Genomic DNA, 26,194 nt, shown 5'->3' with positions numbered 1-26,194 from the left:
CCATGGACACGACGCCTTACACCCCTAATAATGCACCTGTGCTTGATGCGCTCGCCGACGTATTACGTCAGCGTCGTCACGCGTCGCCGGACGATTCTTATGTTGCCTCCTTGCATTACAAGGGATTGAACAAGATACTCGAAAAACTCGGCGAGGAAGCCACCGAAACACTGCTCGCCGCCAAAGACGCCGAACATGGCAGCTTTGACGAGCGACAGGCACTGGTCGCCGAAACCGCCGACCTATGGTTTCATAGCCTGGTGATGCTGTCGCATCTGGACCTGGATCACCAGGATGTACTCAACGAATTGGCGCGCCGTTTCGGCATTTCCGGCCACGACGAAAAAGCGGCGCGTCAACAATAGCCTTCAGGCTTTGCAACACAGCCCCATCACGAGGACACGCTTATGTTAGGTGGTATCAGTATTTGGCAGTTGCTGATTGTACTAGGCATCATCATCCTGGTTTTCGGCACGAAAAAGCTCCGCAACGTCGGTACCGACCTGGGCGGTGCGGTGAAAGGCTTCAAGAAAGCCGTCCATGAAGACGAGAAAGACGCCAGCAAGAAGGACGATGACCAGCCCCAGGCGAAAGTTCGTCACGATGAGGCTGGCAACACTTACGACGTTCAAGCGGAAGAGAAAGAAAAACAGACAGCTGATCATCAAGACGAGCGCAAATAAGCCATGTTCGATTTTGGCTTTTTTGAAATTCTGGTCATTGGCGTTGTCGGGCTCCTGGTACTGGGTCCGGAACGCCTTCCCCGCGCGGCGCGCACGGTCGGCCTGTGGGTCGGCAAGATCAAGCGCACCGTCTCGGGCATGCAGCGCGAAATCAGCGCCCAGCTCGAAGCGGAAGATCTGCGTCAAACGCTCTCTGACCAGCAGAAAAAGCTCGATGACAGCCTTCGCAAAGCCAAGCATGACGTAGAGCGGATAGCGGACGCCCCCGAAAAGCCAACGCCAGCCTCCGGCGACCCATCAACGACGTCGGAAAAGCGTGCCGCCAGTGCCGCCTCGCATCTGGATGAAGCACTGGAAACCGTCCGTGAGAAAGCACCCGCGTCGCCCGACGCCGAGTCATCTACCAAGGACAGCAAGCACCCATGAGCACCTCTGATGATTCGCAGGAGCCCAGCAATGATCAGAAACAAGCGCCGTTAATCGAGCACCTCATTGAACTGCGCTCGAGACTGATGCGCGCGGTTATCGCGATTCTTTTGATCTTTCTCGGGCTTTATGCGTTCTCGAACGACATCTATCTTTTCGTGGCAGAACCGCTGATGGCGCTGCTGCCCCCGGGGTCGCAAATGATTGCGACCGAAGTGGCCTCACCGTTTCTTGCACCGTTCAAACTGACGTTGGTAACAGCGCTATTTATTGCGGTGCCGTTTGTGCTGCACCAGGCTTGGTCGTTTATCGCACCAGGGCTTTACGATAACGAGAAAGCACTGGCAATTCCGATCCTGGTCTCCAGCATTCTGCTGTTCTATGCCGGGGCGGCGTTTGCATATTACGTGGTGTTTCCGTTGCTGTTTGCGTTTTTCACCCAGGCAGGGCCGGAAAACATCACGGTAATGACGGATATCAATCAGTACCTGAACTTCGTGCTCAAGCTCTTCTTTGCCTTTGGCGTGGCGTTTGAAATTCCGGTTGCCACGTTTTTACTGATTCTGTCCGGCGCGACCACGGTCGAGAGCCTCTCCCAAAAACGCCCGTACATTATCCTGGGCTGTTTCGTGATTGGCATGGTGCTCACACCACCCGACGTCATATCGCAAAGCCTGCTGGCCATTCCCATGTACCTGCTTTACGAGGTTGGCCTGCTGTTTGGCCGCCTGGTCCGCAAGCGGCGCGCCGAAAAGGCCGCCGAAGCGTCAGGTGAAGAATAGCTCGCACTAAAAACAAACCGCTGCCCAAAGGCAGCGGTTTGTGGATGGATATAGACGTCCGGCGGAGAGCGTCGCTAATGGGTCAGTCCATCATTTCATCGATCCGATCAACGAGCTTGAAGATGCCGGTGGCCGCTTCACTGATCCGCGTTGCCAGCATATAGGCAGGCGTCGAGACCACGCGGTGCTCAAGATCGACCACGATATCCTCGACACTACAGCTACGGTGAAGGCCGCCCATGGCGCTGATGGCCCCGGATACGCCAGGATCATTGCCCACCGTCACGGCGATCCCGTCGCCCAACAAACGCGTCGCCAACACTGGCGCAATGCAGATCAGGCCGATCGGCTTGGCATCTTCGCGAAAGCCTGACAGGACTTCCCTGAACGACGCCAACACCTGCATGCTGTCTCCCGCCAAGGCGAAATCCGATAGGTTTTTGGCGACACCAAAACCACCCGGTACAATTACCGCGTCAAATTCGTCAGCCGCCAGGTCAGTTAGTGGGCTGACGTCACCGCGGGCCAGACGTGCTGATTCCACCAGCACGTTACGTTTTTCGTCCGTGTCAGTCTCCTGGGTGAGGTGATTGACCACATGGTGCTGCTCGATATCCGGGGCAAAACAACGATATCCTATCCCCAACTGGTCCAAGCGCAGTAGCGTCAGGGTGGTTTCGTAAATTTCCGACCCGTCGAATACACCGCAGCCAGCAAGAATCACTGCTACCTGTTTGGTCATGCTTTTCTCCTTGTGCAGGGCCTGCTCGTTCAGCAGCGTTTGCGCCACTTTAGTCAGTCTTTCAGCGCACCACAAGACGGCTTTCGATGCAGACCAGGGCTGATATACTCAGCCAAGGTCGGCAGATACCCTCATTTACGAGTTTTTGTGGAGAATACCGTTGAGTACACCTACCCCTCGCCACTTTCCCGCGACGCGTCTGCGTCGCATGCGCCGCGACGACTTCTCCCGCCGTTTAATGCGCGAATCAACGCTGACGCCCGGCGACCTCATTCTGCCGGTTTTCGTCCTGGAAGGCAGCCAGCAGCGCGAAGCCATCGCCTCTATGCCGGGTGTGGAGCGCCTGTCGATTGACCTGTTGATCGAGCAGGCCCGCGACGCCTATGCGCTGGGCATTCCCGCAATCGCACTGTTCCCGGTTGTCGGCGGTGAACAGAAAACCGAACTCGCCGAAGAGGCCTACAACGCCAACGGGCTCGTACAGCGCAGCGTGCGCGCACTCAAGGAGGCGCTGCCGGAACTGGGTATCATCACCGACGTCGCCCTGGACCCGTACACCATCCACGGCCAGGATGGGATTATCGACGAGAGCGGGTACGTGCTTAACGACCGCACCGTCGACACCCTGCTCAAACAGGCGCTCTCCCATGCCGAAGCCGGTGCCGATGTCGTTGCCCCCTCCGACATGATGGACGGGCGTATCAGCGCTATCCGCCAGGTGCTTGAACAGGAGCATCTGCACAACGTGCGCATCATGGCTTACAGTGCCAAGTACGCCTCGCACTACTACGGTCCCTTCCGCGATGCCGTGGGCTCCTCCGCCAACCTGGGCAAAGCCGACAAGCGGACGTACCAGATGGACCCGGCCAACAGCGACGAAGCCCTTCATGAGGTGGCAATGGACATTGCCGAGGGAGCTGACATGGTCATGGTCAAACCGGGAATGCCTTACCTGGATGTTGTCCGGCGGGTCAAAAGCGAGTTGCGCGTGCCCACCTATGCCTATCAGGTAAGTGGCGAATACGCGATGCACCGCGCTGCTTTCGACAATGGCTGGCTGGATGCCGACACGGTCATCCTGGAGTCTCTGATGTGCTTCAAGCGCGCCGGGGCAGACGGTATTCTGAGCTACTTTGCCCTTGACGCCGCACGTCTGCTGACGAATGCGCGTTGATCCTGGGAGGCTGAAGCCAGTAAAGCGTAGATGACAATGCCGTGACACGTCTTTGTCATCTTCCTCCGCCATACTGCGTTAACAGATGCGTATCAGGCAGTGATATGCTCAGAGACGACTAACGCCGGAGGCAGCTACCATGGACGACCAGGTCACCGATAACTCGCCCTACCCGCGCCATGACAATGACGGTAGCGACAGCGAGATGTCCACGCTTCGCGTCAACCGCACGCCCACGGGCGTTCAGGCCCGCGAAGCGCTGCCTGAGACCGATCTGGACGACCCGCAGCTTTACTTCAATCGCGAGCTCTCCCACCTGCAGTTCAATATCCGTGTGCTGGAGCAGGCGCTGGATGAAGCACACCCACTGCTCAACCGATTGATGTTCTTGCTGATTTTTTCATCCAACATGGATGAGTTCTTTGAAATTCGCGTGGCCGGACTCAAGCACCAGATTGCCCTGGGTGACGATACAACGGGTGCCGACGGGCGGCTGCCAAGGGCGGTGCTTGCCGAGATTTCTGACATTGCCCACGCGCAAATCGTCCGCCAGTATCAGATTCTCAACGATACATTGTTGCCTGCTCTAGAAGCGCAGGGGCTAAGGTTCCGTCGCCGCGACCAATGGACAAAGGCGCAAAAAGACTGGGTCCACGAGCTGTTCAACAACGACATCATGCCGGTCATCAGTCCCATCGGTCTGGACCCCTCGCACCCTTTTCCGCGGTTGGTGAACAAAAGCCTCAACTTTATCGTCGAGCTGGAGGGCAAAGATGCCTTTGGACGCGCCGGGGGCATGGCGATTCTCCCCGCGCCCCGCTCGTTGCCACGCCTCATGGCGCTGCCCAAGCATCTGTGCAGCGAGGGCTATACCGAGTACGTGTTCCTGTCGTCGATGATTCATGCCCATGCTGAAGAACTGTTTCCAGGCATGAAGGTGCGCGGTTGCTACCAGTTCCGCCTGACACGCAACGCCGACATGAGCGTTGACCCGGAAGAGGTCTCCGACCTGGCCTCCGCGCTGCGTGGCGAGCTTTTGGCTCGCCGCTATGGCAGTGGCGTACGTCTGGAGGTGGCCGATAACTGCCCGGACGACCTGACCAACTTCCTGCTGCGCCAATTCAGCCTTGAAGCTGACGACCTATACCGTGTGCAAGGCCCGGTCAACCTGACCCGGATGATGGCCGTTCTTGGCGATGTTGACCGGCCGGAGCTGCTCTACCGGCCGTACACGCCTGGGATCCCCAAAGCCCTGAAAGGCGGCAGCCTGTTTGATGCCATCGCCAAGCAGGACGTGCTGCTGCACCACCCTTTCCAGTCGTTTTCGCCAATTGAGGACCTGCTCAGCGAAGCAGCCCGCGACCCGAATGTGCTGGCCATCAAACAGACGCTCTACCGCACCGGGGCCGATTCGCCGATTGTCAGCGCACTGGTGGACGCGGCCAGCCAGGGCAAAGAAGTCACCGTGGTGATCGAGCTGCGCGCGCGCTTTGACGAAGCCGATAATCTACAGCTGGCATCGCGCCTGCAGGAAGCCGGGGCCATCGTGATTTACGGCATCATGGCGTACAAGACGCATGCCAAGATGCTGCACATCGTGCGCCGCGAACGCGGTGAACTACGCCACTACGCCCATCTGGGTACTGGTAACTACCATTCGAAGACCGCCAAGCTGTACACCGACTATAGCCTGCTGACCGCCAACAAGGCACTTTGCGCCGACGTTCACCGGGTATTTCAGCAACTGTCGGGGATGGGCCGCGCGCGCAAGATCGACACGCTGCTCCATGCGCCGTTTACCCTGCACGAGCGGCTCATGGAAATGATCGACCGTGAAGCCCAGGTCGCCCGCAAGGGCAAGCGAGCCCACATCATCATCAAGTGCAATTCGCTCACCGAGCCGAAACTGATCAAGGCGCTTTATCGCGCCTCCCAGGCGGGTGTTGAATGCGACCTGATCATTCGTGGCATGTGCTGCCTGAAACCCGGCCTGCCGGGTGTGTCGGACAATATTCGTGTGCGCTCGATCATTGGCCGTTTCCTGGAACACACACGGGTTTTCCATTTCCACAACGACGGCAAGCCGGAGATCTGGTGTTCAAGCGCCGACTTCATGTCGCGCAACATGTTCCACCGGGTGGAAACCTGCTTTCCACTATTGGATAAAAAGCTCGCCACGCGGGTACGCAAGGACCTGGAAACCTACCTGGTCGACAATTGCCAGAGCTGGCTGCTGCAAAGCGACGGCAGTTATCACCTTCAAAACCCCGGTAGCGGGGATGCGATCAGCGCCCAGGAAACCCTGCTCTACGCCTACGCCAGCAAAAGCTAGCCCAGTTAAACACCCCGGCACCAAGCCGGGGTTAAACGTCCTGTAGTATGTCGCTTACGTATAGCGCTGACGTATCTGCCGGGCTGCCTGGACCATATTGGCCAGGGCCGGCTCCACCTCCGCCCAGGTGCGGGTTTTCAGGCCGCAGTCCGGATTGACCCACAGCCGCTCGGCGGGCATCTTTTCCAGCGCCTTTTCCAGCAAATCGACCATCCACGCCACATCGGGAATATTCGGCGTGTGGATATCGTAAACACCGGGCCCCATTTCATTGGGATAGGCAAAGTCCTGGAAAGCGTCCAGCAATTCCATATTCGAGCGTGATGTTTCGATGGTGATCACGTCAGCGTCCAGCGCCGCAATCGCACCTATGATGTCGTTGAACTCCGAATAGCACATATGGGTGTGAATCTGGGTGCTGTCGTCGACGCCTGAGGCACTTAATCGGAAACACGCCACTGCCCAGTCCAGGTAGCCCTGCCATTCATGCTGGCGCAGCGGCAAGCCCTCGCGCAGGGCGGGCTCGTCGATTTGAATGATCCTGATGCCGGCGCGCTCCAGATCCTGCACTTCGTCGCGCAGCGCGAGGGCAATCTGCTGACAGGTGGTTTCCCGGGACTGATCATCGCGTACAAACGACCACTGCAGGACCGTCACCGGCCCCGTCAGCATGCCCTTCATGGGCTTGTCGGTCAGCGTTTGCGCATACTCGCTCCAGCGTACGGTCATGGCGGCCGGACGGTTCACGTCACCAAAAATGACCGGCGGCTTGACGCACCGCGAGCCATAGCTTTGCACCCAGCCAAAACGGGTAAAGGCAAAGCCGTCCAGCTGTTCACCAAAGTACTCCACCATGTCATTGCGCTCGGCCTCACCGTGAACCAGCACATCCAGACCCAAGGCTTCCTGACGCTCGACCGCGTAGGCAATGTCCGAGCGCATGCGCGCCTCGTAGTCGGCCTGGCTTATCTCACCCGCTTTAAAAGCACGCCGCGCCGCACGAATATCGGAGGTTTGCGGGAAGGAGCCAATCGTCGTGGTCGGCAACAGGGGCAGGTTCAGGGCACGCCGTTGCGCCACCGCGCGTTCTGCATAGGGAGAGCCGCGCTGGCTGTCCTCGGACGTGATAGCGGCAACGCGAGCACTGACGGCTGGCTGATGAATACGCCCTGATTCACGCCGGACATCCAACGCCTGCGTTGCCGCTTTCAAGCGCTGCTCATCAAGGTCGGTGGCGCGATTATCGATCAGCCGGGCCAGGGAAACCACTTCGTCGAGCTTTTGGCGGGCAAAGGCCAGCCAACTGACCAAAGCTTCATCAAGGTCTGTCTCCTGGGCAAGATCCACAGGCACGTGCAGCAGCGAACAGCTTGGCGCCAGCCAGAGCCGCTTGCCCAGGCGAACCTTGAGCGGCAGCAGGCGTTCGCGCAGCGCGGCAAGGTCGGCACGCCAGATATTGCGGCCATCGACAAACCCCACCGATAGCACCTGATGCGGGCTCAGTCGATCAATCACGCTGTCTACCTGCTGAGACGCGCGCACTGCATCAATGTGAAGCCCATCCACCGGCAGCCGGGTCGCCACCGACAGATTATCACCCAGGCCGCCAAAGTAGCTGGCCACCATCAGCTTCAAGGGAGCGGACTGCAAGCGGTGATAGGCACGTTCAAAGGCCTGCTGCCAGGCAAGGGGCAAGTCCTGCACCAGTGCTGGCTCATCCAGTTGAACCCACTCGACCCCCTGGGTGGCCAGGCGTGCCAGCACGTCGCAGTAGACATCCAGGATGCTATCCAGCAACGTCAATCGGTCCAGCTCGGCGCTTTGGGATTTCCCCAGCCACAGCCAGGTGAGCGGACCGGTCAGGGTCACCTTGGGGGTAAATCCCGCGGTCAATGCTTCATCGACTTCGTCGAAAAGCCGGTTGGAGGCCAGAGCAAAACGTTGCCCTTGGTGCAGCTCCGGGACCAGATAATGATAGTTGGTATCAAAGTACTTGGTCATTTCGCAGGCAGCTGCCGGTTCGCCGCTGGGCGCACGTCCCCGCGCCATGCGAAAGGTGGTATCCAGGTCAACGTCACCCGCCGCCACTTCCTGTGCCGCATTGAAGCGCTCGGGTACCGCGCCTAACAGCACCGAGACATTCAGCACCTGATCGTAAAACGCGAAATCGCCCACGCTGACCATGTCGAGTCCCGCCGCCTGTTGGGCTTGCCAATGGCGCAAACGCAAGTCCCGGCCGGTCTGTTCAAGCTCTTCGCGGGAAAACTCGCCCTGCCAGTAGGCTTCAGTGGCTTTTTTGAGCTCGCGACGAGCGCCAATTCGGGGATAGCCGAGGATATGAGAAACTGTCATGATGAAACCTTGCAACGTGAATGATTTCACTTAGTCTGGGCATCGACAGAAAGTGAATCAAACTAAAGTTTTTAATATTAAATATGAAAAACCTTCATCATGATTGAATTACGCCACTTGCGCACCCTGCTGGCGCTGCGTGAGACAGGGTCTCTGGTAGAGGCGGCCGAGCGGGTCCATCTCACCCAATCTGCGCTGTCACATCAGTTGAAAGACCTTGAAAGCCGGGTGGATAGCCCACTGTTCATGCGCAAGACCCGGCCGGTTGAATTCACCCGCGCCGGACTGCGTTTACTGGCACTCGCTGATGAGGTTCTGCCCGAAGTGCGCAAGGCCGAGCGCGACCTGGCACGCATGGCCGGAACCGAAATGGGGAGACTGCACATGGCCATTGAGTGCCACAGCTGCTTCCAGTGGCTGATGCCCACGGTGGACTACTTTCGCGATCACTGGCCCGAGGTCGAGATCGACATACCCAGCGGCCACCACTTTGACCCGCTGCCCGCGCTGGCGCGCGAACAGCTCGATCTGGTGATCACGGCTGATCCGCAGCCCATCGAGGGGGTGCACTACGCGCCGCTGTTCCGCTATGAAGGATTGCTCGCGGTTGCCAGGCAACATCCACTTGCCGGTCAGAGCTTCGTGACGCCCGAGGCACTGGCCGATGAAACCCTGATCACCTACCCGGTCGAGCAGTCACGACTTGACGTCTTTAGCCAGTTTTTAACACCCGCCAATGTGCGCCCCCGGGAAATCCGCACCGCCGAGCTGACGATCATGATGATGCAGCTTGTCGCCAGCGGCCGTGGTGTCTGTGCGCTGCCTAACTGGGCGCTCTCGGAGTACCTGGAACGCGACTACGTTAGTGCCGTGAAGCTTGGAGAGCAGGGTGTGTGGAGCACGCTGTATGCCGCCGTGCGGGAAGAAACGCTGGAGGCGCCATGGATGCAGGATTTTTTACGCACCGCACGGGAAACGTCGTTTGCCGTCCTCAACGGTATCAAACCGGCGACTCGCGACGCGGAATCAGTAGCGTGAAGCGCGCGCCACCCAGGGAAGGGCTGGTATCCACGGTGACGCTACCGCCATGGCCTGCCATGACTTTTTGCACAATCGACAACCCCAGCCCGTAGCCCCCCGAACTGCGCGCACGGCTATCGTCCAGACGGGCGAAGGGTTTGAACACGTCGGTCCGAGCATCGGCTGGAATCCCCGGTCCATCATCCTCCACGTCAATACGCACCAGGTGGGGCTCATCCCATAGTCCAATCACCACCTTGGACTGACCATGTCGGCAGGCATTACTGACCAGGTTCTGCAGCGCGCGCTGCAGGTAGCGAGGCTCCGCCAGGAGCTCGACGTCAGGCCCCGGCGCCAGCGTTATCGACAAGCCTTCATGAAGCGGCGAAAGCGAATCGATCACCCGCTCGGCCATCGCCCGACATTCCACCAGCGACGTTTCCAGCTCGGCGCCGTTGACCGTCTCGCCCCCCAGCCGGGCATAGGTGAGAATTTCATCGATCAGCTCATCCAACTCGGCAATATCGGTATCGATACCCTGAAGCTGGCGTCGTATCGCGGGCTGATCGGTCATATCCTCGACCATTTGCACGGCAAAACGGATACGGGCTACCGGCGTTCGCAGCTCGTGTGACACGGCGCGAATCATCTCCTGCTGCCCACGCAACAGCGACTGCACCTGATTGGCCATCCCGTTGAACGCCATGCCCAGGCGCCCAAGAAAGTCGCCGCTTTCGACTTTGACGCGGGTTTCCAGGCGACCACTGGCAATCCTTGTCGCCGCCAGCTCGAGACGCGCCATGCGTGATTCGATACTGCGCATCACCAGGTAGATAATCAGCGCCAGCACGACCATCAGAGCCATCAATAACGGCAGGTGAAGGTTCAACGGCAGGACGGAGCCCCCGGCTGCAGGCCCTACTTCAAGCCATTGGGAGCCGTCGGACAGCTGATAGACGAAGCTTATCGATAGTTGTTCACCGCGTAAACGCGTGACGACCTCGCCGCGATCGAGCTGGCGACGCTGCGCATCACTCAACGCAGCGGGGGGGCGATCGGTCAGCGAAAGTGGCCAGCCACCCTGCTCCAGTGCACCAAGCCGCTCACGACGTTCGTTACCGTCAAGCGGCGACAGCCACGCACCGAGTATCTCTATGGTGGCGTGCCACTGTCGCTCGCTCCAGTAAGGGAAGTCGGCCTGTAACAGCCAGGGTTGGCCAGGGAGGCGGCGCTGTAGTCGCCAGGGAGACGTCGCCACCAGTACTTTTCCCCGCTCCAGGCGGGCAAGCTCGAAATAGCTCAGGGAAGCATCTTCCAACGGCAAAAGTGTCAACTGCATATCGAGCTGCTCAGCCCAACCCGCTAGCTTCGCCTGGCGTTCGCGCGGCGTGCTGTCGGCGAGTTGCTGCGTCATTAATGACATTGGCAGCGCCGTTAATGCCTCGCGATAGTCCTCGCGGCTAACCTGCTCGATAAAGGCGCGCCCGCCCAGGGCAATTAAAAACACCATTAGCAGCGCGGCACCCAGCAGCAGATAAAAGCGTAAAAACGAGCCGTGGCTGAGCACCCGCCGCATGTAGCTGTCCTTCTTAGCTGTCTTTTACAAACAGGTAGCCCTTACTACGTACCGTCTTGATACGGTGGGGCTGGTTGGGGTCATCACCAATCTTGGGACGAATACGTGACACTCTCACATCGATCGAACGATCCTGCCCATCATATTTGATCCCACGCAGATCATTAAAAATCTCTTCACGGGTGAGCACACGCCCGGCATTGCGCGCCAGCAACCAAAGCAGGTCGAACTCGGCGCTGGTCAAATCGATGCGTTCCCCCGACAGCCAGGCTTCACGGGTGGCATTATCGATTTCAAGATTCTCGAAGCGTAGACGTATTTCGCCTTCCGAGGCTGGCCCGTCGGCACGCCGCAACAGCGCTCGCATGCGGGCCAGGAGTACCCTTGGCTGAACAGGCTTGGGCACATAGTCATCCGCGCCCATTTCAAGTCCCAATACCTGATCCAGATCGTCCGTACGTGCCGTCAACATCATGATCGGACCTGCAAAGTTGGGTCGCACGCGACGACAGATCGCCAGGCCGTCTTCCCCGGGCAGCATTAAATCAAGAATCACCAGATCCGGCTGCAGGGTCAGGATGCGATCCACTCCCTTCGCCCCATCAGCCTCCAGCGTGACTTGAAAGCCGTTGGCTTCCAGATAATCCCGGGTCAGCTCAGCCAGGCGCTGATCATCCTCAATGATGAGCACGTGATCCTGGTCGGGATAATCAGGCTTGTGCGATTCTTGACTTCCAAGCGTCTGAAACCGTTCTTCTAAGTGATCCACCATCCTAGTTGTCAACTCCACTTAAGCTATGTGTCTTATCGCCTGCTTACCCCACACAGAAGCAGGCTGTTTATGTTTATTTACAGAATACCTCAAAAGTGCTCAAGCGCTTGTCAGCTGACGCAATATGCACGTTTCTTAAACATTTTACCCAAAAGCCGCCGCTTGATTCTTGCCACACCGACAGCTAATGTAAGTGACTACGCTGTCGTCAACCTGACAGGAGGAGACGGTCATGGGAAGTGACAAACCCAAAAGTGTCATCAAACGTGTTTACGTTCCTACCCAAGTGCGTGATTTGCCTAACGGGGAGAAACTTAAAATCCCTGGGCATTACAAATCCCCTCCCGGTGAAGAACAAAGCTGATCGCCATTTATCTATAGTAGTGACTTAATAAGGCAGGCCCAGGGCCTGCCTTATTCATATCTACATCACCAGTAACGTTTCGCTATCCTTTCGGCCCCAGCAGCAACCACACGATCAGCCCGACCAGCGGAAAAAACAGCAACACCAATATCCATAGTAACTTGGCCAGGCCACCGGCAGTGCTTTTCGCTACCTTAATGATGGCCCAGACGATGATGACGAGCCAGATAAGCCCCAGTAATCCACCCACTTCAATGCCCATATCAACTCCTTGTATTGGGATCCATGACTGTGCAGCTAAGCATATAGCTACAGCTGACACAAGCGACTAAGAGGATGCCTGCCAGTTCAGGGCGGCCTGGCGACCACGCGCTTCATTTACCCTTGCGCAAACCAGCATCGCCACGCCAAACAATACCGCGCACAGCAGAATAGATGCCTGGAGACCGACCAAGGCCTGCAACCCTCCCAGCAGCACAATCCCGATGACACCTGCCAGCTTGTTGGCCAGCCCCCAAAAGCCAAAGAACTCCGCTGACTTGGTCGTTGGCGAGAATAAACCGACCAGCGCGCGGCTTGCCGATTGACTGGAACCCAGGCTCAGCCCGGCTAAACACCCCACGAACAAGAAGACATACTGGGGTTGCCATTGCCATTCAGTGACCTGGTTCACCCAGTCGGTGAACTGCGGGGTCAGCCAGATAGCCAGAATGGCGGCGATCCACAGCCCCAGAGTAATCTGATAGGTACGCTTGGCACCCAGCCGGTCCTGAATCCAACCAAACCCTAACGCCCCGGCGGCCGCCGTAATTTGCACAATAATGAACATGATATTGCGCACGCTTGCTTCCCAACCAATCACCTGGGCGCCGTAAATAAAGGCAAAGGCGATGATGATGTACACCCCTGCCATCGAAAACAGCAGCGATACCAGAAACACCGACAGATCCCTGAAATGCTTCAGGTCATGAAAGGTAGCCGTGACGCGCCGACGCGCCGTATGCCAGTAGGATCCGCGATGCGGTTGCGGCATTGCCCGCTCTTTCAGCCATATGAAGGTGGGTATGGCGGCCACCAGGAAAAATCCAGCAGCGAAGGGACCTACCCAGCGAATGCGCTCGAAGTTATCAGCGCTTGCTTCGCCCAACACCACCAGCGTGAACCCCGCGGCAAAGAGCCCACCGATATAGCCCAGCGCCCAGCCAAACCCGGAGATCTTACCCAATGCCTCGGGAGGACCCAGCGAAGGCAGAAAGGCCGCGATAAATGACTCACCCATCGAGTAGGCATAGTTCGAAATGATGATAAGTATGAGCCCGATGACCACATAGCCAGGCGCCACAAAATACAGCATAGCGGTCGTCGCAACCGTCGCCAGGTAGCTGAACAGCAGGAAGCGTTTCTTTTCTGCCCGCTCATCCATGATTGCGCCGCATAAGGGTGCGGTGACAACTACCAACAAATAACTGGTAGCCAGGGCGAGACTCCATAGCAGATTGGCAAGACGAAAGTTATCGCCGCGGTCACCCACAATCACGGTGGTAAACAATTCACCGAAAACCACAGTGATAATCAGCAAGGTATAGGCTTGGTTGGCAAAATCGAACATCGCCCAGCCAAAAATTTCACGACGCGAAGCGAAGCCTGAAGCAGCTTGGGTAGGTTGAGCGTGCACCATGATGTCTCTCACCAGCTAACAAGGTGCCAAGCGTATCAGGTTGGCGCACAAAAGCGACACGCCTATCGTTGGAAGAATAGAGGTGACAGTCGCGGCAGCTTGCTCTAAGTTTGATTGATCATCTAATAACAGGGACGTTAATACATGAAGGAAGCGGGGGGAGTAAGGTGTCGTCGAAAGCCGATCGTCGGGCGCTGGCTAGCAGGCCTACTGTCGCTTCTCGCACCGCTGGCACTCGCTGGCGGCTCGTCTTCTGACCTGACGTCGCTCACCTTTGTTACCGAAGAATACCCTCCCTATAATTATCAGGACCCACAGACTGGCCAATTGGAAGGCCGAGCGATCACGCTGCTTGAGTCAATACTTGAGCAGGCTGGCACACCTTTCAAGCGTGAGGATATTCTCTACTACCCTTGGATACGCGGCTACGAGTTGGCGCAAAGTGAACCCAATACAGCGTTATTTTCGACCACCCGCACCCCTGCCCGAGAAGCACACTTCAAATGGGTAGGCCCCATCGCACGCGACCGGGTCGTACTGTTGACCTGGGATAACCAGGTCGCTCGGCTCGCGTCGCTGGAAGAGGCAATTGACAAGCGGTTGAGCATCACGGTGATTCGTGAAGATATTGGCGCTCAGGCGCTGCAAGAAGCCGACTACCCGGCCGAGTTACTCCGCCCGGCCATTGATAACCGCAGCGCCTTGCACATGTTACGTCGTGGGCGCGTCGATTTATGGGCCTACAGCGATGAAGTGGCGCGCTGGATCGCCACACAGGAAGGCGTTGAGGCCAGTCGATTAACTGCCGTGCATACGTTAAGCGAATCGGATTTATACTTTGCTTTCAACCCGGCCACGGCTCAAGGCCTGATTAATCGCCTGCAGAAGGCCCTGGAGAATGTTCGTGCTGGACAAAAAGACCGGGAGGCCGGCCATCATGCGAACTAACCCAATACAACAACGCATCGCGTCATGCTGGCGGTCTTTGCTTGCTACGTTATTGCTGGCCCTGAGCCAGCCACTCAGCGCGACACCGCTGATCATCAATACCGAAGATTACCCACCCTTCAATTACCCAAGCGAGCAAGGACAGATCATGGGTAGTGCCACCCAGGTGCTGCGCGAGGCATTGCAGGCGGCAGATATTGACGCGGAGTTTCGGGTGCTGCCCTGGGCAAGGGCCTATACGGCTGCACGCCTGCGCGAGCAACACTGCGTTTACTCAACCACCCGCACCACTGAGCGCGAGGCGCTCTTTCGCTGGGCGGGGCCGCTGGCTATCAACGAGTGGGCAGCATTCAGCCTTGCTGGCCGGGATATCCAGGCGAGTTCAATACAAGAACTGGCTCACTTTCGTGTGGGTAGCTTCCGCGAAGATGCGGTGGGTAATCATGTCGCTGCTCAGGGAGTCGACGTGCTGCGCGCACCGAATGAACGCGAAAACCTGGCGCGCCTGGACGCGGGACTCGTTGATGTCATCGTCACCGGCAAAGCCACCGGCGAGTTTCTGGCCAACGCGAAAAACGTGGCGTTACGGCACCTGTTTACGTTTTATCGCGCACCGCTTTATCTTGCCTGTCATCCCAGCGTATCCAAGGATCTGATCAAGCGGCTACAGCACCACCTTCCTCCCCTTGGCGAGGCGCGCGGAGTTTCGCGCCATGAATAAAACTTCCATACCGTTGCGCTCGGGTAGCCTGACGTCCAAGCAAGCGCTGCTCACCATATTGCTGGCTATCTTGATCAGCGTTATTGCCGGCAGTGTAGAGTTGTTTAATCACGCCTTGTCGATGCGCCAGAATGTTGCCCAGCGTGTTGAACAGCAGTTGGCTATCGTCAGCGGCGCTGCCGCCGAAGCCGCTTTTCAACTGAACCCTGACCTGGCTCACCAGATCGCCTATGGGCTATTCAGCGATAACGAAATTGCCGAAGTCGCCATCCGCGACGATTTCGGCAGCCCCCTGTCCGAGTTTGCTCCCACCGAGGCGGTTGAATCGAGTTGGTTAAGCCAGCGGCTGTTTGGCGATATGCTGCATTACCAGATTCCGCTGAATTATTACGTGGCCGTCGACTTACCCGAAGCCGTGGTGGGCGAGGTCGATCTTCGGCTTGATGAGCAGCGCCTTACCCAACAATTCCTTGATCGCAGTATATCGGTCGTTGGCTCCAGCGTGCTGGAAGCCTTTATACTCAGCCTGTTGATTATTGCCTTCTTCCATTACTTTATTACCCGACCACTGCTCAAGGTCCACGACGCCATCGCGCATGCCGATCCTGAACGCCCCGGCGAGTGGGATAAACCGCAGTTGCGGGGCCACCGTCATGATGAGCTGGGGCATTTGGTCGACAGCCTTGACCACTTGCTGCAGGCCTTCCAACAAGGGTTGGACCAACGCGACCAACTCCACCACCTGTCGCATATTGATGGACTGACCGGTGTCGCCAACCGGCGGCATTTTGATCTGTTTTATCAACAGCAGTGGAAGCGCGCCAAGCGAGGTGCCCAACCCTTCTCGGTTATCTTTATCGATATCGATAACTTTAAAGAATTTAACGACCATTACGGTCACGCCATGGGAGATGACACGCTTCGCGCGGTGGCACAGGTGTTGAATAACTGCATCGACCCGGCCCATGACCTGCTTGCACGCTATGGCGGAGAAGAGTTTGTCTGCGTCCTGCCCAATCAAGATGAAGCGGCCGCGCTTGACGTCGCCCAGCGTTTACGCCGGGCAGTGCTGTCTCTAGCCATTCCTCACGCTTACTCAAGTACGCATACCCACTTGACCGCCAGCATGGGGGTCGCCAGCACATCAGCCCAGACAACGCTCAGTGCAGCGGCACTGCTGGCACAGGCAGACCAGCACCTGTATCACGCCAAGCATCTGGGCCGAAACCGCATCGAAACCCGTTCGCGGACAGCTTGAACCACCGGCTCACAACCACCAGTGTGCGACGACAGCGGCAAGCCCGATCACCAGCGCCGTTATGACAGCCACACACACGGCATGGTCCAGCCAGCGATCAAAGGCAGCCCCTTTGGACTGCCGCCGTGTGGCACCGTGCCGTGTTTGCCTGACCATCAGTCGTTACCCTTCATGGGACACCCTCAGTGATTGATACGCCGATTGACGACGTTGGGCGCACGGCGTAAACGCTCTTCTTCGCCTAGCTCTTCCGCTTCAAAAGCATCGGCACCCACCGGCGTTTCACCGTGGCGACGGTAGAGCTGGGTAAGCATCGCTTTACGGTCGGCACGCAGTTCGCGCACCAGCACGATCACCATCATATAGAGAATAAAGGTAAACGGCAGCGCGGACAGCACCGCTGCCGATTGCAGGCCGGTCAGCCCGCCCGCCAAAATCAGGGTAAAGCAGATCGCGGCGATCAGCACACCCCACAACACCCGCTTGTAAAGCGGCGGATTGATAGAACCATTATCGGTCATTTGCGCCACGATGTAAGACGCCGAGTCGGCGGACGTTACCAGGAAAACAAAAATCAACATGATGGCAATGAGTGACAGCACGCCGGAAAACGGCATCAGTTCGAACATTTCAAATAACGCCACCGTAATATTGTCCTGGGTCGCCGCCGCCAGGCCAATATTCTCACCGACAATTTCCATGTTGAGCGCGGCGCCGCCGAATACACCAATCCACAAGCAGGCCAGTAGCGGCGGCACCAACAGCACGCCAAAGACATACTCCTTGATCGTACGCCCCCTGGACACGCGGGCCACAAAGGTACCCACGAAAGGCGACCAGGCGATAACCCATGCCCAGTAGAAAATGGTCCAACTGCTCGCCCAGTTCTCATCGCTGTACGGCGCGGTACGCAAACTCATACCGATAAAGTTTTGCAGATAATCGCCAATCCCGACCGTAATGGTCTCGAGAATCGCGACGGTCGGGCCGGTAAACAACACATAAAGCATCAGGCCAATGCACAGGATCATGTTCAGATTGGACAAACGCTTGATGCCTTTATCAAGGCCTGACCAAGTGGAAAGCATATAAGCGCAAAACATTACGAACAGGATGACGAACTGCCAAAAGCCGTTTTCCGGCAGGCCAAAGACGGCATTCAACCCGCCATTCATCTGCAACACACCAAGGCCTAGCGAAGTCGCCACCCCCATGACCGTGGCCACGACAGCAAACACGTCCAGCCAGGAGGCGTAAGGACGTATTCTTGGGTGCTTCGCCGTGACCGATGACAGAACCGAGGACACCAGCCCCGCCTGGCCCTTACGAAATTGGAAATAGGCAATTATCAAGCCGACGACGGAAAACGCTGCCCACTGGTGAATCCCCCAGTTGAAATAGCTGTATTGGATCGCGTAGCGTGCCGAGGCTTCGCTTTCTGCGGTCACATCTCCGTAGGGCGGGTCAATGTAATGAAACATGGGTTCGGCCATGCCGTAGAAAACCAGGCCTACGCCGAATCCGGCGGCCAGCAGCATGCTGATCCAGGAAAAGAAGGTATAATTGGGCCGACTGTCCTGAGGCCCCAGGCGCACCTTTCCGTATTTACTGAGCGCCAGGCCAAACAAAAACACCACAAAGCCAAACACGGAAAATAGGTAGAACCAGCCGAACAACTCGGTGATCGTCGCGAGTGCCGACTCTGCGGCACTGCCAAAACTTTCCGGGAAAGATGCGCCGACAACCACCAAGCCAAAAATGATCAGTGTCGATGCGATGAACACCGACTTTCCTCCATGATTTGCCATACAACAACCCTGTTAAAATGAACTCGTTACGCTGCAAAGGAGCGTAACACCTGCGCCCTTGCTCTGCATGCAACGCGACTTTAACTTATGGTCCAGCCAAGTGACTGAACTCTCCCCAACCGGTGTGTTCCAAGCAGTGACACCAAACGAGGGAGGCTTTCATGCCCCACATGAATCGTGATCAACGCAATGCCGCCTGGCAGGCCGCCCACCAGTGGCGCGCCCGGGCAACCCGGACTCAACCAAATGGCGTCATGGGTAGCTTGAAGCTGCTCTTTACCTGGCTGGCATTTGGCCTGTTAATGATTGTCGGCGTCGTGCTGGGTCTTTTTTTCCTGTTGGTGGGTTGGGCCATGATGCCCTTTGTCCGCCACAAGATGAAAAAACGCATGGAGCAGATGCGCGCCCAACAGGCCCAGGACATTGGCGGCAACCATTCCGAACCTTCTTCAGGCTCTCGCCATCAGGATGTTCTCGAAGGACAGTATGAAATTAAAACTGAAACGGGCAAGAAAACTGACGATGGCGTTAGTTAGATAGTGCTTGAATGCCCCCGTTTCCACGGCAGGTGGCTTTATTGGGGTGCATGAAGCCAGATAAAGGCCGCCGCCAGGGTAAGCGGCATTACCACCAGGCTGCCCAGGTTACCTATCAACACGATGGAAGCCACATTGTGCGGCGACAGTCGATACTGCTCCGCAACCAGGTAATTCAACACGGCAGGCGGTAGCGCGCCGAACACCAGCAATACCGCCGCCTGAAGACTATTAAGCGGCAGCAGCACAATCAGCGGTAGCGCAATGACCAGTCCCGACAGAGGACACAGCAAGGCGCCGAGCAGGCCGGTTCGCCAGTCGCTGAAATCGATATCCAGCAGCCGCACCCCGAGCGCAAACAGCATCAGCGGAATGCATACCCCACCCAGCATGTTCATTGCTTCTAAAAGCCAGTCGGGCAACGGCATTCCGCTAACGTTGACGGCCAAACCCGCCAGACTCGCCGCGACAATCGGCATGCGCAGCAAACGCCACAGCGACGTGCGTGGATCAAGCATGTAGAGGCCGACCGAAAAATGCAGCAGCATTTCTATAATAAATACCACGACCGCCGCCGGAAGCGCTTCCTCTCCAAATGCCAGGACCAACAAGGGCACGCCCATGTTGCCGGAATTGTTGAACATCATCGGAGGTAGGAAGGTTTTGATATCCAGACCCAGCCAGCGTGCAACCGGCCACAACACCACCCCCGAGCCCAGCACAACGGCTACGGCGGCACTTGCCAGCCAGGCGTAATCGGCCAGTGGTGCCTGCCGGTCGGCCAGTACAGCGAACACCAGAAGCGGGACGAACAGCTCCATGTTCAGGGTATTCAAACTGCGAATATCCGGCGTGCGAAAGCGCCCATAGGCAGCACCCGCTCCCGCAATCAGAAAAACGGGCAGCAAGGTGCCAATAATATTACCGATCATCGCGCGCCTCTACTCTTCTGCTTACCTGCTGTACTGTGTTCATCCACTGTCCTTGTCAGCCTTCAAGGCGCCAAAAAGCGCTGCCACAATGCCGTTACGACATGACGATGGGCCTCGTAATCAGCGGCACGCCCCACGGCTTTGTCACCGGTCAGCGCGGCCCGGTGGGTCGCGCTCCGGTATGCAAGATACGCCTCGCGAAGCTGTTCCGCCTCTTCCTCTGGTAAGTGCCCACTCTCTGCCAGGGCCTCTAAAATACGAATGTTATCGCTATAGGTCAGCAGCGACGGCGTCTGGTTAGCAAGTGCTAACACCGCGTATTGACAGAAGAACTCGATATCCACCATGCCCCCGGCGTCATGCTTGAGGTCGAAGGTATCCCCCTCGCTTTTGGTGGCAAGATGATCGCGCATTTTTTGACGCATGTTGACCACATCGTCGCGCAAAGCGATCGTATCCCGACTGCGCCCCAGAATATCACCGCGCAACTGGTCAAACTTGTCTGCCAACGATGCGTTACCCGCCACCACGCGCGCTCGCACCAGCGCCTGGTGTTCCCAGGTCCAGGCGTGCTGGCGCTGATAATCGGCAAAGGCGGCGAGCGAGGTGACCAATAGACCGGAATTACCCGAAGGCCTGAGCCGCATGTCGACCTCGTACAGGCTGCCCGCCGGGGTTACCGCCGTGAGCAGATGAATAACCCGCTGCCCCAAGCGGGTAAAAAATACCGGCGTATCGATGGGCCGCGGGCCATCAGTGGTCCCCTGTCCATCGCTATCGTGGAGAAACACCAGATCCAGGTCGGACCCATAGCCAAGCTCGATTCCCCCTAGCTTGCCGTAACCCACAATCAAGAACGCGGGCTCGCGGGCATCACACCCGCTGGGTACGCCATGCTTGGCAGCGAGATGCTTCCAGGCCATCGCCAGCACGGCATCCAGGATCACCTCGGCGATATAAGTTAAGTAATCACTCACTTTCATCAAGTGCCGAGTGCCTACGATATCCGAAGCTGCCACGTGGAGCATCTGGGCATGCTTGAAGACCCGTAGCGCTTCGAGCTGGGCTTCTTCGTCATCCTCGGGAAGCCGGTTCAGTGTCTGGCGCAGTTCATCCGCCAGACGGTCTTTATCGGCCGGCGTATAGAGGGTATCGGGGGTCAGCAACTCATCCAGCAGAATGGGGTAGCGCGCCAGCTGCTCGGCGATCCAGGGGCTTGCCGCGCATAAACGCATCAGATGTTCAAGCGCATGGGGGTTTTCACGCAGCAGGGCCAGATACGCCGTTCGCCGCAGCACCGCTTCGATCAGCGGCTGAACACGCGAAAGCGCCGTATCCGGCGTGTCATTATCGGCCAGGGCATCCAGCAGCAGAGGCATCAACGCATCCAGGCGCTCAAAGCCAATACGCTGCATGCTTTGCACCTGACGCGAATGATACAGACGGGACAGTCGCGTGAGTGTCTTGTCAGGGGCCTTGAACCCTGACTCCCCCAGGCGTTCCAGGGCTTCGTCCTGCTCCAGCTCGCCACGCCAAAGCAGCCGCCACTGCTCAAGCCCCGGCGCTTGCTCATCGCTGTCGTTCTCCACTTCGTCTTCAGGCTCGGCAATCACCGCGTCGAAGTGCTGACGGACACGTTCGCGTACTTCATCCAACTGGTGCACAAGGCTCGGCCAATCATCATGCCCCATGGCAAACGCGACCCGTTCACGATCCGTTTCCGCACCGGGCAGTGTTTGCGTTTGGCGGTCTTCCAGGGCCTGCAGGACGTGCTCGATATCGCGCAGGAAGGCGTAATCCGGCAACAGATCATCCACCACTTCCTGAGGTAACAGCCCAAGCGCTGGCAAGCGTGTCAACGCCGTATGCAAGGAAGCCACCTGAAGTTCGGTGTCGCGCCCACCGCGAATCAGTTGAAATGCCTGCACCACAAACTCGACCTCGCGGATGCCGCCAGGCCCCAGTTTGATGTTTTGCTGCATGCCTTTACGCTTCACCTCGCGATTGATCATCGCTTTCAGTTCGCGCAGCGACTCGATGGCGCCAAAATCCAGATACTTGCGGTACACAAAGGGGCGTAGCCCGGCCAGCAGCGCCTCACCCGCGTCCAGGTCACCCGCAACAGGACGCGCCTTTAGCATCGCATACCGCTCCCACTCGCGGCCCTGGTCCTGATAATAGCTGGAAAGCATCGCAAAACTGCCCACCAGCGGCCCGCCGTCGCCCAGCGGGCGAAGACGCATGTCAACACGGAAGGCAAAGCCATCGGCGGTCATGGCATCCAGCGCCGCGATGAGCTTCTGGCCTAACTTGGTGAAATACTCCTGGTGCTCAAGCGGCTTGCGGCCGCCCTGGGTTTCGCCGTTTTCGGCAAACGCAAAGATCAGGTCAATATCCGAGGACAGGTTCAGCTCGCCGGCCCCCAGTTTCCCCATACCCAGCACCACTAGTCGCTGCGGCTCGCCATCACGTGTAGGGGCTGGCAGCCCCCAGCGCGGTGCATAAAACTGTTCGAGCCAGCCAAGCGCCGCTTCAAGACAGATCTCTGCCAGTTGGGAGACTGCATGGGCGGTATCCCACATGGTGTAGCCCGGCGGCCGATTGAGGTCCCGCCACACGATACCCAGCATACGCGCGCGCCTGAAACGGCGAATGGCCCGATGCATGGCGTCTTCGTCATCGGCATTTTCCAGCGCGCTGGCTAACAGCTGGATTTGGTCGTCCCTTGTCGGCGTGGCATCCAACTCACCGCCACTGTCGAGCGTCGCCAGCCAGTCGGGATAACGGATCAGCGTATCGAGCGCAAAACTCGAGACTGAAAGAACGCGGGTCAGGTCCTTGCGGCGTTCAGCGGACAGCGATGGCCAATCAGCAGACGGCAGTGGTTGCTGGGTCATGTCAGCCATGTTGTCCGCCTGGGAAAGCGCCTCACAAAGCCGCTGCCAAGCTTGCTTCGTCACCGGCTGAAGCGCTTTGGGTAAGATATCAAGCGGTAAAAACGCCTCATTGAGTTGCATAATGACCTCGCTACCCTGGAGTGAGTCTTACGTTAGCCGACGAATTTCAGCCAGCCTAACAGGCCCCAGGTCAGCCCGGCGAGTATCAACGACAGCATCACCGCCGCTGAGCCAATATCTTTGGCCCGCCCGGAAAGCTCATGGTGCTCGGTGCCAATACGGTCCACCACGTTTTCTATCGCGCTATTGAGCAACTCAACGACCAACACGAAAAAACAGCTGCCGATCAGCAACAGCCAGCTCACCGGGCCTTCGCCAATCCACCAGGCAAACGGTATTAGAATGGCCGTAATGGTGACCTCTTGACGGAACGCGGCTTCGTTGCGGAACGCCGCTTTCAATCCTTTCCATGAGTAGCGCGTTGAATGCGCCAAATGCGTCAAGCCGGTGTGCCCTGGTTTCATGGCGGTTGCCTCAAAATAAAGTCGTCAATTGGCGAGTATCATGGCTTCAAGATCTTTGGTCAGCGGATCCAGCACCTGCGACCAGTTCAGGTAAGGTGTACTGGCATTACCGTTGACCAACACGCTGAATACCCCCCAACGCCCCTGAGCCGTGCGAAAGTAGCCGGCAGCAGCGCGCACGGCGAAGGGCTGATTAAGCGTACCGGTTTTTAACATGACATTGTGTTGAAAGGTATCGGAACCGCGCCGAATAAAACGCATCACGCCGTTGGCGGGTGACTGAAAGGCCGCTATAAAACTCGGAAATAGCGCACTTTCATGGAACATCTCGGTCAGCATTACATTGATACCATGCGCCGATGTACGGTTTTCGGTGGTCAGCCCGCTACCGCTGTATAGCGTCAGCGGCCCGTGCCCCGGCAGGCTCTCGGCATAGCGCTCCAACGCCAGCCCCGCTTCGCGAAGCTGTACCTGGGGAGGCTCCACCAGGTTGAGGGCCAGCACATCGGCCATGTAATTATTTGAATAGTTCATGATGCGCAACAGCAATTCCTGTAGCGGCTTGCTATCCACCGCGGCAAGCCGCTGCGCATCACTTGGCGGCCGTATCGAGGTGATGCGCCATCCATCACGCACGCTAATCCCTGCCTGCCGGAGCATGCCCAGCACTACCTCGGCGGTGACCTCAGCGGCATCTCCCGCACCACGATAAACATCCCGTGCCCGGGCATTCGTTGATATTTGCCCGCTCAATCGAAAGATATCACCGTCGGCGTTGGTGATCCTTTCGGCGCTGATCTCGGTGCCACTGTTATCGGGCTTGGTGACCACCCGATTGTCAATCGTGGTCCCCAAGGACTGACCGTCGCATAGCGATATTCGCGCCGGGTTGCCGGGCACCGACGCGGGAGCGACATTGGCACACCAGCTACCAAAATTCACACCCGCTGACGACAGCGGCGCGCTATAAGCATTGGCAACACGCGTCAGCGCGTCACAGCGGTCGGTGGTGATGCAGTCAACAGGGCCAAAGCGCCACTGATTGACAACCAGAGCACCCTCAACCTGACGCACGCCTGTTTGCTGCAACCGTTGCACCAGACGCCAGATATCTTCGGTGGTGAGACCGGGGTCACCGCCGCCCTCGAAAATCAGATCCCCGCGTAAAACGCCGTCTTGAACGCGCCCGGAACTGACCAGTTGACTGGTAAACCGATGCTGGGGACCAAAGCGCTCCAACGCAGCAGCAGCCAGATACGCCTTGGTAACCGATGCCGGGGAAAGCTGGCTCATCGGCTCAATGCTTGCCAGCGGTGCCGCATCGGCATTAAGCAAACGCGCCTCGGCGCTGACAGCAAACCCTTTATCCTGAAGCTGGCCTACCCGGCTAAAATCAGCCCACAACGGGCAACTGATCAAAAAGCTCAGCACACCCACTGCTGACCGCCATCCCCAATCACTGCTACTAAAACGCTGCCAGCCACCGCGCAACATCCGCCTCTCCTTAATGCACGCTCATTTTCGAAAATACTTGCAACGTCACCACACCGGCGACGATCAGGCTAATACCGACGACCGCGGGCACATCCGGCTTTTCGCCGAAAACCACTATACCCACCAGCGTGACCAGTACGATCCCCAGCCCTGCCCAGATGGCGTAGGTGATCCCGACTGGCAAGCTACGCAGCACCAGACTCAACAAATAGAATGCCATCCCATAACCGCCGACTACCAGAAGGCTTGGTAACGGACGGGTAAACCCCATTGACGCTTTTAAAGCGCTGGTAGCAATCACTTCGGCAATAATCGCCAGCACCAAATAGACAAATGTCATGTCGACTCCAATGCCACACGCAAGCGCCATAGTGTTTGGCCGCTTTGATGATACTTGGCCTCAAACGGTGTTAAATATTCACCGCTGGGCACCCATTCAGTGACGTCGGCCCGCTGACCGGTCACCTGGCAGGCCGCCATGGCGAACTCCTCAATATACAGCGACCAGTTTGAGCGGACTTCCAGCAAGCCTCCCAGCGCCAACAGTGTGGGGAAGACCGGATGTCCATGCCAGCGCATTTTCAAATGCGACGCCTTTGGGTAAGGATTCGGGTAAAGCAGATAGTGCCGTTCGGGTGCCCACCCGGCCTCGTGCGCCAACCGCCAGAAATCGACCAGATCGGCGCGCACCAGCCGGGCATTGGCGGGCAGCTCGCCATGAGCCCGGGTGAGCCGGTCCTCGCTGCGATCAACACCGATAACCTTATGATCAGGGAACTGCTCCGCCAGCCGCCGGGTCGAAAACCCAACGCCGCAACCCGCATCGAGTATCAACGGACCTGACTGGCACTCATACCACTGCGCTACGGAGGCGAATGCTTCCTGGGTATGCCTCGCAATCGGCTTACGCAGTGGATGAGTGAGCCCACGGCTGACCCGGCGGGCCAAATCGTGGTGCGGGCCTGGCTGATTGGTCACCACCGGCCTCGAAGGCTGCTGCATATTGACTCTCTTGTAAAAGGATCTGTCGACCATCGCGCCATGTCACCCGCACCCGGGCACCAGCGCACAATAAATCGCGTAAATAATGCGATTCTACCAGTCCAGCATGGTTGCGGCATGACGCCGCTGCTCGCCCGGTGATATGATCACTGGCAGCAATACGCATTTTGTCA

The 26,194-nt window shown here is 57.8% G+C and carries 25 protein-coding genes; 11 read left to right on the top strand and 14 right to left on the bottom strand.

The window, feature by feature from the left end; translation table 11 throughout:
• Nucleotides 1-2: 2 nt before the first annotated feature.
• Genes R3F64_RS07100 through tatC form a run of 4 tightly spaced genes read left to right on the top strand, consistent with a single transcriptional unit; the run spans nt 3 to nt 1,891 of the window.
• Nucleotides 3-365, top strand: coding sequence for a phosphoribosyl-ATP diphosphatase (locus tag R3F64_RS07100; RefSeq protein ID WP_085917064.1), 363 nt, complete (start codon nt 3-5; stop codon nt 363-365).
• 42 nt (nt 366-407) lie between these two features.
• Nucleotides 408-683: a Sec-independent protein translocase subunit TatA gene (tatA, locus tag R3F64_RS07095; RefSeq protein WP_085917063.1), complete on the top strand. Its 276-nt coding sequence runs from the start codon at nt 408-410 to the stop codon at nt 681-683.
• A 3-nt stretch (nt 684-686) separates the two neighbouring features.
• Nucleotides 687-1,109: a Sec-independent protein translocase protein TatB gene (tatB, locus tag R3F64_RS07090; protein ID WP_085917062.1), complete on the top strand. Its 423-nt coding sequence runs from the start codon at nt 687-689 to the stop codon at nt 1,107-1,109.
• Nucleotides 1,106-1,891 carry a twin-arginine translocase subunit TatC gene (gene tatC / locus R3F64_RS07085; RefSeq protein ID WP_085917061.1) on the top strand — a complete coding sequence of 262 codons (786 nt, stop codon included), beginning with the start codon at nt 1,106-1,108 and terminating at the stop codon, nt 1,889-1,891. The genes tatB and tatC overlap by 4 nt, the downstream gene beginning before the upstream one ends.
• A gap of 82 nt (nt 1,892-1,973) precedes the next feature.
• Here the strand turns inward: tatC and elbB are convergent, their stop codons facing one another.
• Nucleotides 1,974-2,633, bottom strand: coding sequence for an isoprenoid biosynthesis glyoxalase ElbB (gene elbB, locus R3F64_RS07080; RefSeq protein ID WP_264823640.1), 660 nt, complete (start codon nt 2,631-2,633; stop codon nt 1,974-1,976).
• 160 nt (nt 2,634-2,793) lie between these two features.
• On the opposite strand from elbB, the gene hemB reads away from it, so the two are divergent.
• Together hemB and ppk1 are read left to right on the top strand one after the other, a co-directional pair.
• The gene (gene hemB / locus R3F64_RS07075; RefSeq protein ID WP_332610648.1) at nt 2,794-3,807 is read left to right on the top strand and encodes a porphobilinogen synthase; all 1,014 of its coding nucleotides are present in this window, start codon (nt 2,794-2,796) and stop codon (nt 3,805-3,807) included.
• A gap of 205 nt (nt 3,808-4,012) precedes the next feature.
• Nucleotides 4,013-6,139, top strand: a complete 2,127-nt coding sequence (gene ppk1, locus R3F64_RS07070) for a polyphosphate kinase 1 (RefSeq protein ID WP_422823606.1) — start codon at nt 4,013-4,015, stop codon at nt 6,137-6,139.
• Nucleotides 6,140-6,193: 54 nt separating this feature from the next.
• On the opposite strand, the gene metE is transcribed toward ppk1, so the two are convergent.
• Nucleotides 6,194-8,491 carry a 5-methyltetrahydropteroyltriglutamate--homocysteine S-methyltransferase gene (gene metE / locus R3F64_RS07065; protein WP_332610646.1) on the bottom strand — a complete coding sequence of 766 codons (2,298 nt, stop codon included), beginning with the start codon at nt 8,489-8,491 and terminating at the stop codon, nt 6,194-6,196.
• 99 nt (nt 8,492-8,590) lie between these two features.
• On the opposite strand from metE, the gene R3F64_RS07060 reads away from it, so the two are divergent.
• Nucleotides 8,591-9,529: a LysR family transcriptional regulator gene (locus R3F64_RS07060; RefSeq protein ID WP_085917056.1), complete on the top strand. Its 939-nt coding sequence runs from the start codon at nt 8,591-8,593 to the stop codon at nt 9,527-9,529.
• Here the strand turns inward: R3F64_RS07060 and R3F64_RS07055 are convergent.
• From R3F64_RS07055 to R3F64_RS07040, 4 genes are all read right to left on the bottom strand, one after another.
• Entirely contained in the window at nt 9,492-11,087 is a 1,596-nt protein-coding gene (locus R3F64_RS07055) for an ATP-binding protein (RefSeq protein ID WP_332610644.1), read from the bottom strand. The two genes, R3F64_RS07060 and R3F64_RS07055, sit on opposite strands and share 38 nt — an antisense overlap.
• A 13-nt stretch (nt 11,088-11,100) precedes the next feature.
• A complete protein-coding gene (locus R3F64_RS07050) occupies nt 11,101-11,859 on the bottom strand; it encodes a winged helix-turn-helix domain-containing protein (protein WP_233337280.1) in 759 nt (252 codons plus the stop codon).
• Between the two features lie 446 nt (nt 11,860-12,305).
• The gene (locus R3F64_RS07045) at nt 12,306-12,485 is read right to left on the bottom strand and encodes a PLDc N-terminal domain-containing protein (RefSeq protein WP_085917053.1); all 180 of its coding nucleotides are present in this window, start codon (nt 12,483-12,485) and stop codon (nt 12,306-12,308) included.
• A gap of 66 nt (nt 12,486-12,551) precedes the next feature.
• Nucleotides 12,552-13,901 carry an MFS transporter gene (locus R3F64_RS07040; RefSeq protein WP_085917052.1) on the bottom strand — a complete coding sequence of 450 codons (1,350 nt, stop codon included), beginning with the start codon at nt 13,899-13,901 and terminating at the stop codon, nt 12,552-12,554.
• 144 nt (nt 13,902-14,045) lie between these two features.
• Here R3F64_RS07040 and R3F64_RS07035 point away from each other — a divergent pair, with 144 nt between their 5' ends.
• Genes R3F64_RS07035 through R3F64_RS07025 form a run of 3 tightly spaced genes read left to right on the top strand, consistent with a single transcriptional unit; the run spans nt 14,046 to nt 16,828 of the window.
• A complete protein-coding gene (locus R3F64_RS07035) occupies nt 14,046-14,849 on the top strand; it encodes a substrate-binding periplasmic protein (protein ID WP_332610641.1) in 804 nt (267 codons plus the stop codon).
• Nucleotides 14,839-15,570, top strand: coding sequence for a substrate-binding periplasmic protein (locus R3F64_RS07030; RefSeq protein ID WP_085917050.1), 732 nt, complete (start codon nt 14,839-14,841; stop codon nt 15,568-15,570). Before R3F64_RS07035 ends, R3F64_RS07030 begins: the two co-directional genes overlap by 11 nt.
• Complete coding sequence (locus tag R3F64_RS07025; RefSeq protein ID WP_332610639.1) at nt 15,563-16,828, top strand: GGDEF domain-containing protein; 1,266 nt, start codon at nt 15,563-15,565, stop codon at nt 16,826-16,828. Before R3F64_RS07030 ends, R3F64_RS07025 begins: the two co-directional genes overlap by 8 nt.
• A gap of 9 nt (nt 16,829-16,837) precedes the next feature.
• Here the strand turns inward: R3F64_RS07025 and R3F64_RS07020 are convergent, their stop codons facing one another.
• Nucleotides 16,838-16,984 (bottom strand): hypothetical protein, encoded by a 147-nt coding sequence (locus R3F64_RS07020; RefSeq protein ID WP_176243600.1) that lies wholly within the window; start codon nt 16,982-16,984, stop codon nt 16,838-16,840.
• A 26-nt stretch (nt 16,985-17,010) separates the two neighbouring features.
• Nucleotides 17,011-18,636: a BCCT family transporter gene (locus R3F64_RS07015; RefSeq protein WP_085917048.1), complete on the bottom strand. Its 1,626-nt coding sequence runs from the start codon at nt 18,634-18,636 to the stop codon at nt 17,011-17,013.
• A 161-nt stretch (nt 18,637-18,797) separates the two neighbouring features.
• Between R3F64_RS07015 and R3F64_RS07010 the strand changes: the two genes are divergently transcribed.
• On the top strand, nt 18,798-19,172 hold the full coding sequence (locus R3F64_RS07010; protein ID WP_085917047.1) for a hypothetical protein: 375 nt from the start codon (nt 18,798-18,800) through the stop codon (nt 19,170-19,172).
• A 38-nt stretch (nt 19,173-19,210) separates the two neighbouring features.
• Here R3F64_RS07010 and R3F64_RS07005 read toward each other — a convergent pair whose 3' ends face one another.
• The 6 genes from R3F64_RS07005 to trmB all read right to left on the bottom strand — a co-directional run bounded on the left by R3F64_RS07005 (nt 19,211) and on the right by trmB (nt 26,021).
• Nucleotides 19,211-20,104, bottom strand: coding sequence for an AEC family transporter (locus tag R3F64_RS07005; RefSeq protein WP_332610637.1), 894 nt, complete (start codon nt 20,102-20,104; stop codon nt 19,211-19,213).
• 62 nt (nt 20,105-20,166) lie between these two features.
• Entirely contained in the window at nt 20,167-23,121 is a 2,955-nt protein-coding gene (gene glnE / locus R3F64_RS07000; RefSeq protein WP_332610636.1) for a bifunctional [glutamate--ammonia ligase]-adenylyl-L-tyrosine phosphorylase/[glutamate--ammonia-ligase] adenylyltransferase, read from the bottom strand.
• A gap of 32 nt (nt 23,122-23,153) precedes the next feature.
• Nucleotides 23,154-23,525 (bottom strand): diacylglycerol kinase, encoded by a 372-nt coding sequence (locus tag R3F64_RS06995; protein ID WP_085917044.1) that lies wholly within the window; start codon nt 23,523-23,525, stop codon nt 23,154-23,156.
• 24 nt (nt 23,526-23,549) lie between these two features.
• Nucleotides 23,550-25,019 (bottom strand): D-alanyl-D-alanine carboxypeptidase/D-alanyl-D-alanine endopeptidase, encoded by a 1,470-nt coding sequence (gene dacB, locus R3F64_RS06990; RefSeq protein WP_332610634.1) that lies wholly within the window; start codon nt 25,017-25,019, stop codon nt 23,550-23,552.
• Between the two features lie 10 nt (nt 25,020-25,029).
• Nucleotides 25,030-25,359: a DMT family transporter gene (locus tag R3F64_RS06985; protein WP_085917042.1), complete on the bottom strand. Its 330-nt coding sequence runs from the start codon at nt 25,357-25,359 to the stop codon at nt 25,030-25,032.
• Nucleotides 25,356-26,021 (bottom strand): tRNA (guanine(46)-N(7))-methyltransferase TrmB, encoded by a 666-nt coding sequence (gene trmB / locus R3F64_RS06980; RefSeq protein ID WP_199283986.1) that lies wholly within the window; start codon nt 26,019-26,021, stop codon nt 25,356-25,358. The genes R3F64_RS06985 and trmB overlap by 4 nt, the downstream gene beginning before the upstream one ends.
• Nucleotides 26,022-26,194: the final 173 nt, after the last annotated feature.

It is taken from the genome of Halomonas sp. 5021 (genome assembly GCF_036663435.1).
Lineage (GTDB): Bacteria > Pseudomonadota > Gammaproteobacteria > Pseudomonadales > Halomonadaceae > Vreelandella > Vreelandella janggokensis.
The sequence above is the reverse complement of the archived record's forward strand: the minus strand, read 5'-3'. Positions and strand labels throughout refer to the sequence as shown.

Coding starts and splice junctions, on each gene's coding strand:
- R3F64_RS07100 (WP_085917064.1), top strand. CDS start 3: ATGGACACGACGCCTTACACCCCTAATAATGCACCTGTGCTTGATGCG.
- tatA (WP_085917063.1), top strand. CDS start 408: ATGTTAGGTGGTATCAGTATTTGGCAGTTGCTGATTGTACTAGGCATC.
- tatB (WP_085917062.1), top strand. CDS start 687: ATGTTCGATTTTGGCTTTTTTGAAATTCTGGTCATTGGCGTTGTCGGG.
- tatC (WP_085917061.1), top strand. CDS start 1,106: ATGAGCACCTCTGATGATTCGCAGGAGCCCAGCAATGATCAGAAACAA.
- elbB (WP_264823640.1), bottom strand. CDS start 2,633: ATGACCAAACAGGTAGCAGTGATTCTTGCTGGCTGCGGTGTATTCGAC.
- ppk1 (WP_422823606.1), top strand. CDS start 4,013: ATGTCCACGCTTCGCGTCAACCGCACGCCCACGGGCGTTCAGGCCCGC.
- metE (WP_332610646.1), bottom strand. CDS start 8,491: ATGACAGTTTCTCATATCCTCGGCTATCCCCGAATTGGCGCTCGTCGC.
- R3F64_RS07060 (WP_085917056.1), top strand. CDS start 8,591: ATGATTGAATTACGCCACTTGCGCACCCTGCTGGCGCTGCGTGAGACA.
- R3F64_RS07055 (WP_332610644.1), bottom strand. CDS start 11,087: ATGCGGCGGGTGCTCAGCCACGGCTCGTTTTTACGCTTTTATCTGCTG.
- R3F64_RS07050 (WP_233337280.1), bottom strand. CDS start 11,859: ATGGTGGATCACTTAGAAGAACGGTTTCAGACGCTTGGAAGTCAAGAA.
- R3F64_RS07045 (WP_085917053.1), bottom strand. CDS start 12,485: ATGGGCATTGAAGTGGGTGGATTACTGGGGCTTATCTGGCTCGTCATC.
- R3F64_RS07040 (WP_085917052.1), bottom strand. CDS start 13,901: ATGGTGCACGCTCAACCTACCCAAGCTGCTTCAGGCTTCGCTTCGCGT.
- R3F64_RS07035 (WP_332610641.1), top strand. CDS start 14,046: ATGAAGGAAGCGGGGGGAGTAAGGTGTCGTCGAAAGCCGATCGTCGGG.
- R3F64_RS07030 (WP_085917050.1), top strand. CDS start 14,839: ATGCGAACTAACCCAATACAACAACGCATCGCGTCATGCTGGCGGTCT.
- R3F64_RS07025 (WP_332610639.1), top strand. CDS start 15,563: ATGAATAAAACTTCCATACCGTTGCGCTCGGGTAGCCTGACGTCCAAG.
- R3F64_RS07020 (WP_176243600.1), bottom strand. CDS start 16,984: ATGGTCAGGCAAACACGGCACGGTGCCACACGGCGGCAGTCCAAAGGG.
- R3F64_RS07015 (WP_085917048.1), bottom strand. CDS start 18,636: ATGGCAAATCATGGAGGAAAGTCGGTGTTCATCGCATCGACACTGATC.
- R3F64_RS07010 (WP_085917047.1), top strand. CDS start 18,798: ATGCCCCACATGAATCGTGATCAACGCAATGCCGCCTGGCAGGCCGCC.
- R3F64_RS07005 (WP_332610637.1), bottom strand. CDS start 20,104: ATGATCGGTAATATTATTGGCACCTTGCTGCCCGTTTTTCTGATTGCG.
- glnE (WP_332610636.1), bottom strand. CDS start 23,121: ATGCAACTCAATGAGGCGTTTTTACCGCTTGATATCTTACCCAAAGCG.
- R3F64_RS06995 (WP_085917044.1), bottom strand. CDS start 23,525: ATGAAACCAGGGCACACCGGCTTGACGCATTTGGCGCATTCAACGCGC.
- dacB (WP_332610634.1), bottom strand. CDS start 25,019: ATGTTGCGCGGTGGCTGGCAGCGTTTTAGTAGCAGTGATTGGGGATGG.
- R3F64_RS06985 (WP_085917042.1), bottom strand. CDS start 25,359: ATGACATTTGTCTATTTGGTGCTGGCGATTATTGCCGAAGTGATTGCT.
- trmB (WP_199283986.1), bottom strand. CDS start 26,021: ATGCAGCAGCCTTCGAGGCCGGTGGTGACCAATCAGCCAGGCCCGCAC.